Origin of the sequence: Actinomycetospora sp. TBRC 11914, assembly GCF_012933465.1 — a bacterium.
Classification (GTDB): domain Bacteria; phylum Actinomycetota; class Actinomycetes; order Mycobacteriales; family Pseudonocardiaceae; genus Actinomycetospora.
In genome coordinates this window covers 84,168-97,248 of the sequence record NZ_JABBND010000003.1, presented here as the reverse complement: position 1 = coordinate 97,248, position 13,081 = coordinate 84,168, and the positions used below count along the sequence as shown (strand labels likewise).

Genomic DNA, 13,081 nt, shown 5'->3' with positions numbered 1-13,081 from the left:
GTGAACGGATTTGGTCGTCCAGGCGACCAAATCCGTTCACATGGCCTGCGGCCTTTCGGGTGATCCGTGGAGCCGAGGCGCGGCGCCCGGAGTCGAAGCGGCATGAGCTCCCGCAAGCGCACCCGCCGCCGGCCGTCCCGAGCGTCCTCCTCACCGTCGTCGGGGGAGGAGGTGGTGGTCCGGCTCGCGGGCCCGCAGGACCTCGTCGCCTCGCTGCCGTCGATGCTCGGGTTCGTCCCCGAGGACTCGTTCGTGGTCGTCGCGATGCACCGCCATGGCGGGCGCAGCCGCGTCGGGGGGATGGCCCGGGTCGACCTGGTGCCGCGGGCCGAGCCGCACGAGCGCGCCGAGGTCGACCGGGTGCTCGTCGCGGCGGTGCGCCAGCGCCTCGAGCCGGCGGCGCCCGACTCGCTCGTGGTGGTCGTCGTCGCCGACACCGACCCCGACGGCGAGCCACCGCACCGGGCGCTCGTCGCGGCCCTGCGGGAGTCCTTCGACGAGATCGGGGTGCCGGTGACCGGGGCCGTGTGGGCCGCCCGCGTCGCCGAGGGCGCCCCCTGGGCCTGTTACGACGACTGCGGGTGCACGGGCACCGTGTCCGACCCGACCGGCACCCTCGCCGCCGCCGAGACCGCGGCGGCCGGGCGGGTCACCTACGGGTCCCGCTCCGAGGCGGAGGCGGTCCTCGCCCCCGACCCGGCGGCGAACAGCCCGCGTCGTCGCGAGCTCGTCGACGACGCCCACGAGGCCGCCCTCACCGACCGGGAACTGTCGGGCGTCACCGCCGCGCGGCGGGACCTCGAGGCGGTCCGGCACGCGGTGGCGGAGGTCGGGCGGGGCGTGGTGCTCGCGGAGGAGGAGATCGCCCGGCTCGCGGTCGCGCTGTGCGACCCGCGGGTGCGCGACGTCTGCCTGGGCTTCGCCGCCGGCCACGACGACGCCGTCGACCCGGCCCACGCCGAGCAGCTGTGGACACTGCTCGCGCGGGCGGTGCCCGCGCCGGAGGTCGCGGAGCCGGCCACACTCCTGGCGTTCGCCACCCTCGACCACGGCGGCGGCGCGGCCCTGACGACGGCCCTCGTCCGCGCCATGGACGCCGACCCGGGCCACCAGCTCAGCCGGCTGCTCGGCAGCATCGTCGCGGCCGGGATCGACCCCGCCACGGTCCGGGAGATGATCGCCGGGGCGGCGGCCGAGTCGGCCGCGCGGCTGGTGGCGTGACGGGCGGTCAGCCCAGGTCGTCGAGGGCGGCCGCGATCTCGGCGGGCTTGTCGACCACGGCCACCGCGCCCGCCGCCTCGAGCTCGGCGCGGCCCCCGAAGCCCCAGGACACGCCCACGCAGGGCAGGTCGTGGTGGCGGGCGCCCTCGACGTCGTGGTGGCGGTCGCCGACCAGCCCCGCCATCGACCCGTCGGCGTGCCGGTTCGCGTGCTGGGTCAGGGCGAGCCCGACGACGGCGGCCTTGCCCTCGACGCTGCCGTCGTGCGCGGCCCCGTGGACCCCGCCCGCGAACAGCGCGGTGAGCCCGAGGTGCTCGACGATCTCGCGGGCGTAGCCGGCGGGCTTGCTGGTGGTGACGGCGAGGACGTCCCCCCGGGCGGCGAGGTCCTCGAGCGCCTCGGGGATGCCCTCGTAGGGCTCGACGTCGAACATGGCGCCGCCGCCGTAGTGCTGCCGGTAGGCCGCCATCATGACCTCGGCCGTCTCGACGTCGACGCCGAGCACGTCGCGGAAGGCCGCCGGGAACGGCGGCCCGATGAGGTCGCGCAGCTGCTCCGGGGTGGGCTCCGGGAGCCCGACGGCGGTGGTGGCGTGGCGGATCGACGCGCGGATGCCCGGGCCGGAGTCGACGAGGGTGCCGTCGAGGTCGAACAGCACCAGCCGGGAGTCGGAGCGGGCCGTGGGCGACGGCATCAGGCGCCCACCCCGACCCGCCCGGCCTGGGCGAAGGCCCAGGCGTCGGCGACGATCCCGTCGAGGTCGCCGCGCCGCGGTGCCCAGCCCAGCCGGGTCCGTGCGCGCTCGGCGGAGGCGACCAGCACGGCCGGGTCACCCGCGCGGCGCGGCGCCACCACCGCGGGGATCGGGTGGCCGGTCACCCGCCGGCAGGCCTCGACCACCTCGCGGACCGAGAACCCGGTGCCGTTGCCGAGGTTGCACACCAGGTGCCCGTCGGCCTCGGCGGCATCGAGGGCGAGCAGGTGGGCGGCGGCGAGGTCGTCGACGTGGATGTAGTCGCGCACGCAGGTGCCGTCCGGGGTCGGCCAGTCGTCGCCGAACATCGAGACGTGCTCGCGCACGCCGAGGGCGACCTGCAGCACGAGCGGGATGAGGTGCGTCTCGGTGGTGTGCCGCTCGCCGAGCATCGGGCCGTCGGCGGGGCGGTGGGCGCCGGCGACGTTGAAGTAGCGCAGCGACACCGCGCCGAGCTCCCCGTGCGAGGCCGCGGCGTAGGACGTGATCGCGTGGTCGATGGCGAGCTTCGTCGCGCCGTAGGGGTTGGTCGGGCGGGTGGGGGAGTCCTCGGTGATCGGGCTGGTCTCGGGCTCGCCGTAGGTGGCGGCCGTGGACGAGAACACCAGCCGCGGCACCCGGTGGGCGCGCACGGCGTCGAGGAGCGCGAGCGAGGTGACCACGTTGCCGTGCCAGTACTTCGCCGGGTCCACGACGGACTCGCCGACCAGCGAGCGCGCCGCGAAGTGCAGCACCCCGTCGAACGCGCCGGAGCCCAGGACGTCCGCAGCCGCGGCGGCGACGTCGCCCTCCACGAACGCCGCGGCGGCGGGCACGGCGTCACGGTGCCCGGTGGAGAGGTCGTCGAGGACGGTGACCTCGTGGCCGGCGGCGAGCAGGTGGGCGGTGCACACACTGCCGACGTAGCCGGCGCCTCCGGTGACGAGCAGCTTCATGAGCACGAGTCTGGCGTACGTCGCTGTGCGGCCGATCAGCGCGGCGCCGGGACCGGGGGTCCGGGAGCTCCGCCCACCCCATGATCCCGGGGCACATCAGGCGGGCCGGGGAGGTCGCGGACGTGCGACATGTGCCCCTCGCCGGGCCGGGACGACGGCGGGCGGCCCCTAGACGGCGCGGACCAGCACCGCGTGCGCCACCAGGGGGTCGACCTCGGAGCGCTGGCCGCCGTGGCCGACGTTCACCGCGTCGCCGAAGCGGGGGATGCCCACGACCTCGACGTCGCTGCCCGGCAGCACGCCCGCCGACTTCAGCCCCGCCATCAGCGACTCGTTGAGCTGCACGTGCTCGGCGATCCGGCGGATGACGACCTTGCCGCCGCCCGAGCGCGCGAACTCGTCGAGCCGGACCAGGCCGGCCTCGTCGGGCGTCGGGGTGCGGGTGGGCAGCTCGTTGAGGCCGCCGCGCAGCTCGTCCAGCCCGGGGATCGGGTTGCCGTACGGGGACACCGAGGGCTCACCGAGGAGCGCGAAGACCTTCTTCTCGACGGCCTCGCTCATCACGTGCTCCCACCGGCACGCCTCGGTGTGCACGTGCTCCCACTCCAGGCCGATGACGTTGACCAGCAGGAGCTCGGCGAGACGGTGCTTGCGCATGACGGAGACGGCCTTGGCGCGGCCCTCGGGGGTGAGCTCGAGGTGACGGTCGCCCGCCACCTGCACCAGCCCGTCGCGCTCCATCCGGGCGACCGTCTGGCTCACCGTCGGGCCGCTCTGCTCGAGGCGCTCGGCGATGCGCGCGCGCAGCGGCGTGACGCCCTCTTCCTCGAGCTCGTACACCGTGCGCAGGTACATCTCCGTGGTGTCGATGAGGTCGTTCATCCCCACCCCTTCCGGTCCCGTACCCGATCCTACCGAGGGGGGCGACACCGTGGACCGCGGCGCGGCGACGGCAGGGGCACGATGGGGACGTGCCGACCACCGCTGCACCGCTCGTCGCCGCCCCGGACCTGATCTCCGAGCTCGCCGACGGCCCGGCCGGGACCGGCGGGCGTCCGGTCGTGCTGGACGTCCGCTGGCGGCTGGTCCCGCCGCCCAAGGGACGCAAGCCGCGCCGGCGTCCCGACCCGGTCGGCGAGCCCGACTTCGACGCCGGGCACGTGCCGGGGGCGGTGTTCCTCGACATCGACACCGACCTCGCGGGCCCGCCCGGCCCGGCCGGCCGCCACCCGCTGCCCGACCCCGACGACCTGCAGACCACGTTGCGCCGCGCCGGGATCGACGCGGCGACCAGCGTCGTCGTCCACGACGGGGTCGGCGCGGGCGACGGCATGGCCGCCGCGCGGGCCTGGTGGGTGCTGCGCTGGGCCGGGCTCGCCCCGGAGCGGGTCCGCGTGCTCGACGGCGGGTTCGACGCCTGGACCACGGCCGGCGGCCCGACCTCGACCGAGTCCGGGGGCGCCCGCACCCCGGGCGAGATCGCGATCACGGCGGGCGCCATGCCGGTGCTCACCGCCGACGCCGCGGTCGACGTCGCGGACCGCGGGGTGCTGCTCGACGCCCGCGCCCCCGAGCGCTTCCGCGGCGAGACCGAGCCGATCGACCCGGTGGCGGGCCACGTCCCCGGCGCGGCCAACCTCCCGGCCGGGTCGTTGCTCGACGGGGACGGCCGGTGGCGCGCCCCGGAGGAGCTGGCCGAGGCCCTGCGGCCGGTGGTGGGGGAGGCCGGGCCGGTCGGCGCCTACTGCGGGTCGGGCGTGAGCGCGGCGATGCTCGTGCTCGCCGCGGAGATCGCCGGGGTCCGCCCGCCGGAGGACCCGGTGGCGCTCTACGTCGGCTCGTGGTCGAACTGGTGCGCCACCAAGCGGCCGGTGGCCACCGGCGCCTGACCTCGCGCGGGACGTGGTCCTCGGTAGCGTCGGGCCCATGCGCACCACCGTGGTCTGGGACGAGGCCCTGCTCGCCTACAAGTTGTCCTCGGACCACCCGCTGCACCCGGTGCGCCTCGACCTGACGATGCGCCTGGCCCGGTCGCTGGGTGTGCTCGAGGGCATCGAACCGCTGATCCCGGACCCGGCACCCGACGCCGAGCTCGAGCGGGTCCACGTCGCGTCCTACCTGGAGGCGGTGCGCCGCGCCCCGCGCGAGGGCGACGACCCGGTCCACCAGCTCGGCACCATGGACAACCCGATCTTCGAGGGCATGCACGACGCGGCCGCGCTCGTCGCGGGCGGCTCGATCGCGGCGGCGCGGGAGATCGCCGAGGGCCGCGCCGACCGCGCGGTCAACCTCTCCGGCGGCCTGCACCACGCCATGCGCGACCACGCGTGGGGCTTCTGCATCTACAACGACTGCGCGATCGCCATCTCGTGGCTGCTCGACCACGGCTACACCCGCATCGCCTACCTCGACACCGACGTCCACCACGGCGACGGGGTCCAGGCGGCGTTCGTCGACGACCCGCGGGTGCTCACGGTCTCGGTCCACCAGCACCCGCGCACCCTGTGGCCGGGCACCGGGTTCGCCTCCGAGCTCGGCGAGGGGGCCGCCGCCGGCACCGCGGTGAACCTGCCGCTCCCACCGGGCACGCGCGACCGCGAGTGGCTGCGCGCGTTCCACGCCGTCGTGCCCGGTCTGCTGCGGGCGTTCGAGCCGCAGATCCTCGTCACCCAGTGCGGCGCGGACACCCACCACGAGGACCCGCTGGCCGAGCTCGCGCTGTCCGTCGACGGGCACCGGGCGATCTACCGGGCGTGCCGGGACCTCGCCGCCGAGTACGCGGGCGGGAAGTGGCTGGCGCTGGGGGGCGGGGGCTACAACCTGGTCCGCGGGGTCCCGCGCTCCTGGACCCACCTGCTCGCCACGGTGCTCGACCGCGACCTCGACCCGCAGCGCCCCATCCCCGCCTCCTGGACCTCCTACGCCGCGGAGCTCTCGACGCGGCCGCTGCCGACCTCCATGACGGAGGACTCACCCACGGACTGGACGCCGTGGGGCGGGTACACCGAGATCGACGTGGACCGCTTCGTCCTCGAGACCCGCCGCGCGGTGTTCCCGCTGCACGGCCTGGAACCCCAGAACGTCCTGGACTGACCGATGAGCACCCAGCCTGCCGGGACCGCGCAGGACACCGACGGCCACGCCGCCCTCGAGGCCGACACCGTGCCGATGCGGGCCGCCCCCGACGCGCCCTACCCGCAGCACTGGGAGGCCGACGTCGTCGCCGCCGACGGCGCCACCGCCCACCTGCGGCCCATCAGCCCGGACGACGCCGACGCCGTCGTGGCGTTCCACTCCCGGCTCTCCGAGCGCACCCGCTACTACCGCTACTTCAGCCCCTACCCGACGATCCCCGCCCGCGACCTCAAGCGCTTCGTCGAGGTCGACCACCACGACTCGGTGGCCCTCGTGCTCTGGCTGGGCGGGGAGATCATCGCGATCGGCCGGTACGTCCGGCTGGGGCCGAACGGGGACGGCGGGAAGAGCGACTCCGCCGAGGTGGCGTTCGTCGTCCGCGACGACCACCAGGGTCGCGGCCTCGGCTCGATCCTGCTCGAGCACCTCGCCGCGGCGGCCGAGGAGGTGGGGATCACCCGGTTCGTCGCCGAGGTGCTCACCGAGAACCGCGGCATGATCCGCACCTTCCGGCAGGCCGGGTACGACGTGACCCGGGCCATGGAGGGCTCGACGCTGCACCTCGAGTTCGACGTGGCCGCCACCGAGCGCTCCACCGAGGTCCGCCTGGCCCGCGAGCAGGCCGCGGAGGCCCGCAGCGTCGCGAACGTCCTGCACCCGCGCTCGGTGGCCGTGGTCGGCGCGTCGACCGATCCGGGCAAGCTCGGCCACGTCGTGCTCGCGAACCTGCTGCGCGGGGGCTTCACCGGGCCGGTCTACCCGGTGAACCCCGACCACCGGTCGGTCCGCGGGGTCCGCGCGTATCCGACGGTGCTCGACATCCCCGACGACGTCGACCTCGCCGTCGTCGCCGTGCCCGCCCCCGAGGTCTCCGACGTCGTCGACGGCAGCCTGGCCAAGGGGGTCAAGGCCCTCGTCGTCGTCACTTCCGGGTTCGGCGAGACCGGCGACGAGGGCGTCGCCGCGCAGCGCGAGCTGGTCACCCTCGCGCGGTCGCGCGGGATGCGCGTCGTCGGGCCGAGCGCCCTCGGCGTCGTCAACCTCGACCCGGGCTACCGCCTCAACGCCACGCTCGCGCCGCAGCTGCCGCCCGCGGGTCGGGTGGGGTTCTTCTGCCAGTCCGGCGCCCTGGGCATCCAGATCCTCGCGACGGCGGCCCAGCGCCGGCTGGGTCTCTCGACGTTCGTCTCGGCCGGGAACCGCGCGGACCTCTCGGGCAACGACCTCATGCAGTACTGGGACACCGACCCGGCCACCGACGTGGTGCTGCTCTACCTGGAGAGCTTCGGCAACCCGCGCAAGTTCGCCCGGGTGGCCCGCCGTCTCGCGCGCCGCAAGCCGGTGGTCGCGGTCGCGAGCGGGCGGCACGCGACGCCCGGGCTCGCCGCGTCGACGTCGCCGCTGGAGGAGGCCTCGGTCGCGGCGGTGTTCGACCAGTCCGGCGTGATCCGGGTGAGCTCGGTCGACGAGCTCTTCGACGTGGCCCTGCTCGTGGCGAACCAGCCGCTGCCGGCCGGTCCGCGCATCGGCGTCGTCGGGAACTCCAGCGCGCTCGGGGTGCTCGCCGCTGACGTCGCGCTCGCCCACGGGATGCACCTGGCGTTCCCACCGATCGACGTCGGCGCGATGGCCGAGCCGGCCGAGCTGGCCGACGCGGCGGCGCGCGCCCTGGAGGACGACGGCTGCGACGCGCTGGTGATCGTGTTCTCGCCGCCGGTGTCCACCGAGGGGAACGAGCACGCCGACGCGCTCGCCGAGGTCGTGACCGGGGCGGACAAGCCGGTGGCGACCACGTTCCTCGCCTCGGCCGGGGTGCCCGAGCACCTCGTCGTGCCCTCGCCCCCCGAGGCGGGCGGCGCGGACGTGCCGGCCCGCGGCAGCGTCCCGTCCTACCCGTCGCCGGAACGGGCGGTGCTCGCCCTGGCCCGCGTCGTGCGGTACACGCAGTGGCTCGAGCGCCCGGTCGGCGACTTCGTCGTCCCGCCGGGCTGCGACCTCACCGCAGCGCGGGCGCTGGTCGACGGGTGGGGGCCGCAGGAGACGGCGACGGTGCTCTCCGACGAGCAGACCGACGCGCTGCTGCGCGCCGTCGGCATTCGGGTGGCGCCGTTCCGCCGGGCCCGCTCGGCGCAGGAGGCGGTGGACGCGGCCGCGGAGCTCGGCGGCCCGGTGGTGCTGAAGACCGTGGTCCGCACGTGGCGCCACCGCAGCGACCTCGCGGGGGTGCGCCTCGGGCTCACCGACCCCGACGCGGTCACGTCGGCCTACCAGCAGCTCGCCCAGCTCTCCGGCTCGCCGGAGGTGGACGTGCAGGCCCAGGTCCCGCCGGGGCTGCCGGTGGTGGTGGAGCTGCGCGACGACCCGTCGTTCGGCTCACTGGTGTCGTTCGGCCTCGCCGGCGTGGTCACCGAGCTGCTGGGCGACCGCGCCTACTGCGCGACGCCGCTCTCGACGATGGACGCCCACACCCTGGTCCGGGCCCCGCGGGCCGCCCCGCTGCTCGACGGCTACCGCGGGAGCCGTCCGATGGACCTGGCGGCGCTGGAGGACCTGCTGCTGCGCGTCGGGCAGCTCGCCGACCACGTCCCGGAGCTGCGCTCGCTGGCGCTCGACCCGATCCTCGTCGCCGAGCAGGGCGTCTACCCGACCTCGATGCGCGCGGTCCTGGGGCCGCCGCCGGGCCCCCGCGACGCCGGGCCGCGGCGGCTCGGGGCGTAGCCCATGTGAGCGGAATCCGCCCTCGGGGCGGCGGATCCCGTCCAGAATGCCCGGCGATGCGAGCCGCCCCGCTGTCCCTGCTGTTCCCGGCCCTGGTCGGGGTCGCCCTGCTGCTCGCCGCGTGCGGGGGGACCTCCCCGCCGCCGCCGGACCCGAGCACCCCGCCGACGGTGGCGACGGGCGCCCCGCCGGGCGGCACCTCGACGCCCCCGGTGCCGCCGGACCCCCTGACCGCCGACCCGCCGGACGGGACGACGGCGCTCGACCCCTCGCGCGTCGAGGCCCGCGGCCTCCCGCCGGGGTTCCCCACGCTCGTGTGGACCCGCGGGCCCCGCACGCTCGGCGTCTACGGCCGCGCCGGCGGCTGCACGGAGGCGAGCGCGCAGGTGGTGGAGCAGACCGCGCAGGAGGTCACCGTGCACGTGCTGCAGACGACGACCTCGACGGGCCCGTGCACCCGCGAGCTGCGCTACCCGCCGCTGGAGGTGACGCTGGCGCAGGACCTGGGGACGCGCCGCGTCGTCCTGACCGGCGAGGTGCGCTGAGGATCGCGGAACGGGCCCGGAGAAGCCGAGAGACCGGGCCGGCCCCCGGCCGTCCCGGTCCCTCGTCGCCGACGACCGTCGTGGTCGCCCCGTCGGAGACGCGCCGGCGGTACCGCCGTTCCGGCGTGCCCGTGGTCACACCGCCTGCGCTCAGGTAGAGCATGCCGCCCTCCGAACGGAGGGGTCAAGCAGTCGACCGGGCGGTGAGGATCGTTCGCCTCCGTACCGATTCCGTCACGGCAGGTGACCACGACGGGTGGCCGTCCCCGTCACGAAAACGTGGCCGGGACCCCGGACGGGGTCCCGGCCACGCCGGGAGGGATGCGGTGCGTCAGCCAGCTCGCGGCAGCCCTAACTGGCGGCGTACGCCTTGAGCCGGCGGGCGCGGTCGCCCTCGCGCAGCTTCGCCATGACCTCGCGCTCGATCTGGCGGACCCGCTCACGGGACAGACCGAACTGCTTGCCGATCTGGTCCAGCGTGCGCGGCTGGCCGTCGTCGAGGCCGTAGCGCAGCCGGATGACGTTCTGCTCGCGGTCGTCGAGCGTCGCGATCACGCGGCGCATGTCGTCGTGGAGCAGACCCGAGATCACCGTCGACTCGGCGTCCGTGGCCTCGGCGTCCTCGATGAAGTCCCCGAGCGGGGCCTCCTCCTCGGACCCGACCGGCATGTCCAGGCTCACCGGGTCGCGGCTGTGGTCGAGCAGGTCGGCGACCTTCTCGACGGGCAGGCCCGACTCCTCGGCCAGCTCCTCGTTGGTGGCCTCGCGGCCGAGGGTCTGGTGCAGGTCGCGCTTGATGCGGGCCAGCTTGTTGACCTGCTCGACCAGGTGGACGGGCAGGCGGATGGTGCGGGCCTGGTCGGCCATGCCGCGGGTGATGGCCTGGCGGATCCACCACGTGGCGTAGGTCGAGAACTTGAAGCCCTTGGAGTAGTCGAACTTCTCCACGGCCCGGATGAGGCCGAGGTTGCCCTCCTGGATGAGGTCGAGCAGCGGCATCCCGCGGCCGGTGTAGCGCTTGGCCAGCGAGACGACGAGCCGCAGGTTGGCCTCGAGCAGGTGGGCGCGTGCGCGCCGGCCGTCACGGGCGACCGCCCGGAGGTCGCGGGCCCGGTCGGCGTCCAGCGTGTCGTCTTCGAGCAGGTGCGCTGCGTACACACCGGCCTCGATGCGCTTCGCGAGCTCCACCTCGTCGGCGGCCGTCAGCAGTGCGGTCTTTCCGATACCGTTGAGGTAGACGCGCACGAGGTCGGCAGCCGGGCTCTGGGCGTCGAGGTCGCTCTGGGCCTCCGCCTCGGTCTGGAGCGCAGTAGTCTCGGGGACGACGTCGGGGGTCGACTCGGGCAGGACGGCCTCGGCGTCACGAGACTGCTGCGGGGCGAGTGTCGCCGTCATGGAATCCTCCCTGCGCGGCGTTGGTCTGGCGCGCCGCGTCACTTGGTCGAACGCACGGCAGCACGCGATCGTTCCCGACCGCCGCGCACCGACCGGTTAACCGCTTGTGACGGTGCCGACGCGTGTTCCGGGCCATGCCGAGGCAACCGGGCCTCACACCTCGACGATCACCGTGAACGGTCCGTCGTTGACCGACGCGACCGCCATGTCCGCCCCGAACGCGCCGGTCGCGACGTCGGCGCCCCGTCCACGCAGGGCCTCGACGACCGCGCCCACGAGCCGCTCGGCCTCGGCGCCGGGTGCCGCCGCCGACCACGATGGTCGTCGTCCCTTGCGGGTCTCGCCGTAAAGCGTGAACTGACTCACCACGAGCAGGCCGGCGCCGCTCTCGGCGCAGGACCGCTCCTCTCGCAGCACCCGCAGCTCGTGCAGCTTCCGGGCCATCACCGGCACCGGGTCGTCGGTCGTCCCGACGCGGGCCGGGTCGTCGTGGTGCACGCCGAGCAGGACCAGCAGCCCGGGCCCGTCGAGCGACCCGACGACGTCGTCGTCCACGGTCACGGACGCCCGCGTCACCCGCGCCACGACGGCCCTCACGCCGGCACCACCATCCCGTGCAGGAAGAGCTCCCGGACGACGGGCAGGGCGGCCGCGGTGAGCTCGTCGGGGTCGCGGCCGTGGGCCAGCGCGAGGAGCTCGGTGAGGTCGCGCAGCGGCAGGTGGCCCCGGAACCCGGCGAGCAGGGCCTCGCCGAGCTCGTCGAGGTCGTGGCGCCACTGCGGGCCGTCGAGGCGCACCAGCGTCCCGCCGATCCGCTGCCACGCGTCGTCGGAGTGCTCGGGGGAAACGGGCGTGAAGCCGCGCTCGAGGGCCGTCGTCGGGGGGACGACGAGGGCCTCGTCGAGCAGGTCGTGCCGCCGCAGCCACGCGACCCGGTCCAGCCACGCCTCGACCTCCGGGCCCAGCGGGTCGCCGTGGGCCTGGCGCATGTCCTCGCACACGACGGTGCCCGCCACGCCCGGCGCGGTCCGGCGCAGCGTCACGAACCCGAACCCGATCCCCACGACGTCGTGCTCGGCGAAGAAGTCGAGCCAGCGCGCGGCGCGGGCGCGCCCGGCGGGGGAGGCGGGGTCGACGCCGGCGTCGCGCAGCCAGGTGCCGACGTGCAGCGCGGGGTCGGCGACGTCGCGCTGCACCACCCACGCGTCGAGCCCGCCCGGGCCGGCCGCCTCGACGGCCGCCGCGAGCCACCGCCGGGGCCGCGCGTCCCACCCGTCGTGCGCGTCGCCCGCCCGCCGCGCGGCCTCGACGTCGGGACGCGTCACCAGCCAGGAGGCCAACAGCTGCCCGACCCCGCCCTCGGCCAGGTGGGCGGGCAGCGTCGAGACGAGCAGCGCGCTGGCGCCGTCGCCCCCGAGCCCGGCGTCCCGGTAGACGTGCTCGACCTCCGGTGGTCCGGGCACGAACGGCGGGTTGCAGACGACCTGGTCGAAGCGGCGGTCCTCCACCGGCTCCCACCACGGCCCGGCGAGGACCTCCACGTCGATCCCGGAGACCGCGAACGTCGCCCGGGCCAGGGTCAGGGCCCGCGCGGAGACGTCGGTGGCGGTGAGCGCGGCGGCGTGCCCGGAGGCGTGCAGCGTCTGGACGCCGCACCCGGCGCCCAGGTCGAGCAGCGTCGCCACGGGCCGGCGCACGGTGGCGCGGGCCAGCGAGAGCGACGCGGCGCCGGTGCCCAGCACGTGCTCGCGGGCCCGGTCCGCGTCGTCCTCCGGGCGGATCTCGAGGTCGGAGAGCACCCACCACGACCCGTGCTCGTCGGCGTGCGGGCGCAGGTCGAGCGCCGCCGCCACCGAGGCGCCGTCGCGGCGCAGCAGCCCGCCGACGACGGCGTCGTCGAGGTCCACCGGGTCGAGCGCGGCGGCGACGTCGGGAGCCGGGCGCGCCTCGCCGAGCAGGAACAGCCGGACGAGCGTCGCGAGCGGCCCGTCCTCGCCGACGGCCCGCGCCGCCGGTTCCGGCTCCCCGCGGTCCAGCGCCGCGCCCGCGTCCGCCCCGAGTGCGCCGGCGACGCCGTCGACGGTGAACCCGGCGCGGCGGAACGGCTCGGCGAGGCGCCCGGCGAGCGCCGGGAGGAGCGCGGCGTCGAGGCCCGGGGCGTCGACGTCCGGGGTCGATTCGATCACGCCGGACAGTGTCGGCCAGACTCCCCGGGATCGGTTCACCGGCCATCGGGACGTTTGTGACGTGTAGCACAGCGTGCCGATGGGGAAACAGCCCGTCCGACGAGAGGGGACCGTGCCGCGCGGACCGTGGCAGGGTTGCCTGATCGAGGACGGCACGTGACGCTGTGCACACCTGGTGCGGCGCAGCGTCGG

General features: G+C 75.8%; 11 protein-coding genes. 5 read left to right on the top strand and 6 right to left on the bottom strand.

Annotated elements, in window-relative coordinates; genetic code table 11:
- The first annotated feature begins 102 nt into the window (after positions 1-102).
- On the top strand, positions 103-1,221 hold the full coding sequence (locus tag HH311_RS08605) for a DUF4192 domain-containing protein (RefSeq protein ID WP_169183223.1): 1,119 nt from the start codon (positions 103-105) through the stop codon (positions 1,219-1,221).
- Positions 1,222-1,228: 7 nt separating this feature from the next.
- On the opposite strand, the gene HH311_RS08600 is transcribed toward HH311_RS08605, so the two are convergent.
- The 3 genes from HH311_RS08600 to HH311_RS08590 all read right to left on the bottom strand — a co-directional run bounded on the left by HH311_RS08600 (position 1,229) and on the right by HH311_RS08590 (position 3,792).
- Positions 1,229-1,915: an HAD hydrolase-like protein gene (locus HH311_RS08600; RefSeq protein WP_169183222.1), complete on the bottom strand. Its 687-nt coding sequence runs from the start codon at positions 1,913-1,915 to the stop codon at positions 1,229-1,231.
- Positions 1,915-2,910, bottom strand: a complete 996-nt coding sequence (gene galE / locus HH311_RS08595; protein ID WP_169183221.1) for a UDP-glucose 4-epimerase GalE — start codon at positions 2,908-2,910, stop codon at positions 1,915-1,917. Before galE ends, HH311_RS08600 begins: the two co-directional genes overlap by 1 nt.
- Positions 2,911-3,078: 168 nt before the next feature.
- Positions 3,079-3,792: a metal-dependent transcriptional regulator gene (locus HH311_RS08590; protein ID WP_169183220.1), complete on the bottom strand. Its 714-nt coding sequence runs from the start codon at positions 3,790-3,792 to the stop codon at positions 3,079-3,081.
- 89 nt (positions 3,793-3,881) lie between these two features.
- Between HH311_RS08590 and HH311_RS08585 the strand changes: the two genes are divergently transcribed.
- From HH311_RS08585 to HH311_RS08570, 4 genes are all read left to right on the top strand, one after another.
- Complete coding sequence (locus tag HH311_RS08585; RefSeq protein WP_312030017.1) at positions 3,882-4,799, top strand: sulfurtransferase; 918 nt, start codon at positions 3,882-3,884, stop codon at positions 4,797-4,799.
- A 37-nt stretch (positions 4,800-4,836) separates the two neighbouring features.
- Complete coding sequence (locus HH311_RS08580) at positions 4,837-6,003, top strand: acetoin utilization protein AcuC (RefSeq protein ID WP_169183219.1); 1,167 nt, start codon at positions 4,837-4,839, stop codon at positions 6,001-6,003.
- 75 nt (positions 6,004-6,078) lie between these two features.
- Positions 6,079-8,763 carry a bifunctional GNAT family N-acetyltransferase/acetate--CoA ligase family protein gene (locus tag HH311_RS08575; RefSeq protein ID WP_169183395.1) on the top strand — a complete coding sequence of 895 codons (2,685 nt, stop codon included), beginning with the start codon at positions 6,079-6,081 and terminating at the stop codon, positions 8,761-8,763.
- A 56-nt stretch (positions 8,764-8,819) separates the two neighbouring features.
- Positions 8,820-9,308, top strand: a complete 489-nt coding sequence (locus HH311_RS08570) for a hypothetical protein (RefSeq protein ID WP_169183218.1) — start codon at positions 8,820-8,822, stop codon at positions 9,306-9,308.
- Between the two features lie 351 nt (positions 9,309-9,659).
- Here HH311_RS08570 and HH311_RS08565 read toward each other — a convergent pair whose 3' ends face one another.
- The 3 genes from HH311_RS08565 to HH311_RS08555 all read right to left on the bottom strand — a co-directional run bounded on the left by HH311_RS08565 (position 9,660) and on the right by HH311_RS08555 (position 12,889).
- Positions 9,660-10,703 (bottom strand): sigma-70 family RNA polymerase sigma factor, encoded by a 1,044-nt coding sequence (locus HH311_RS08565; protein ID WP_169183217.1) that lies wholly within the window; start codon positions 10,701-10,703, stop codon positions 9,660-9,662.
- 153 nt (positions 10,704-10,856) lie between these two features.
- The gene (dtd, locus tag HH311_RS08560) at positions 10,857-11,300 is read right to left on the bottom strand and encodes a D-aminoacyl-tRNA deacylase (RefSeq protein WP_169183216.1); all 444 of its coding nucleotides are present in this window, start codon (positions 11,298-11,300) and stop codon (positions 10,857-10,859) included.
- Positions 11,297-12,889, bottom strand: a complete 1,593-nt coding sequence (locus tag HH311_RS08555; protein WP_312030016.1) for a methyltransferase — start codon at positions 12,887-12,889, stop codon at positions 11,297-11,299. The genes dtd and HH311_RS08555 overlap by 4 nt, the downstream gene beginning before the upstream one ends.
- Between the last annotated feature and the right edge of the window lie 192 nt (positions 12,890-13,081).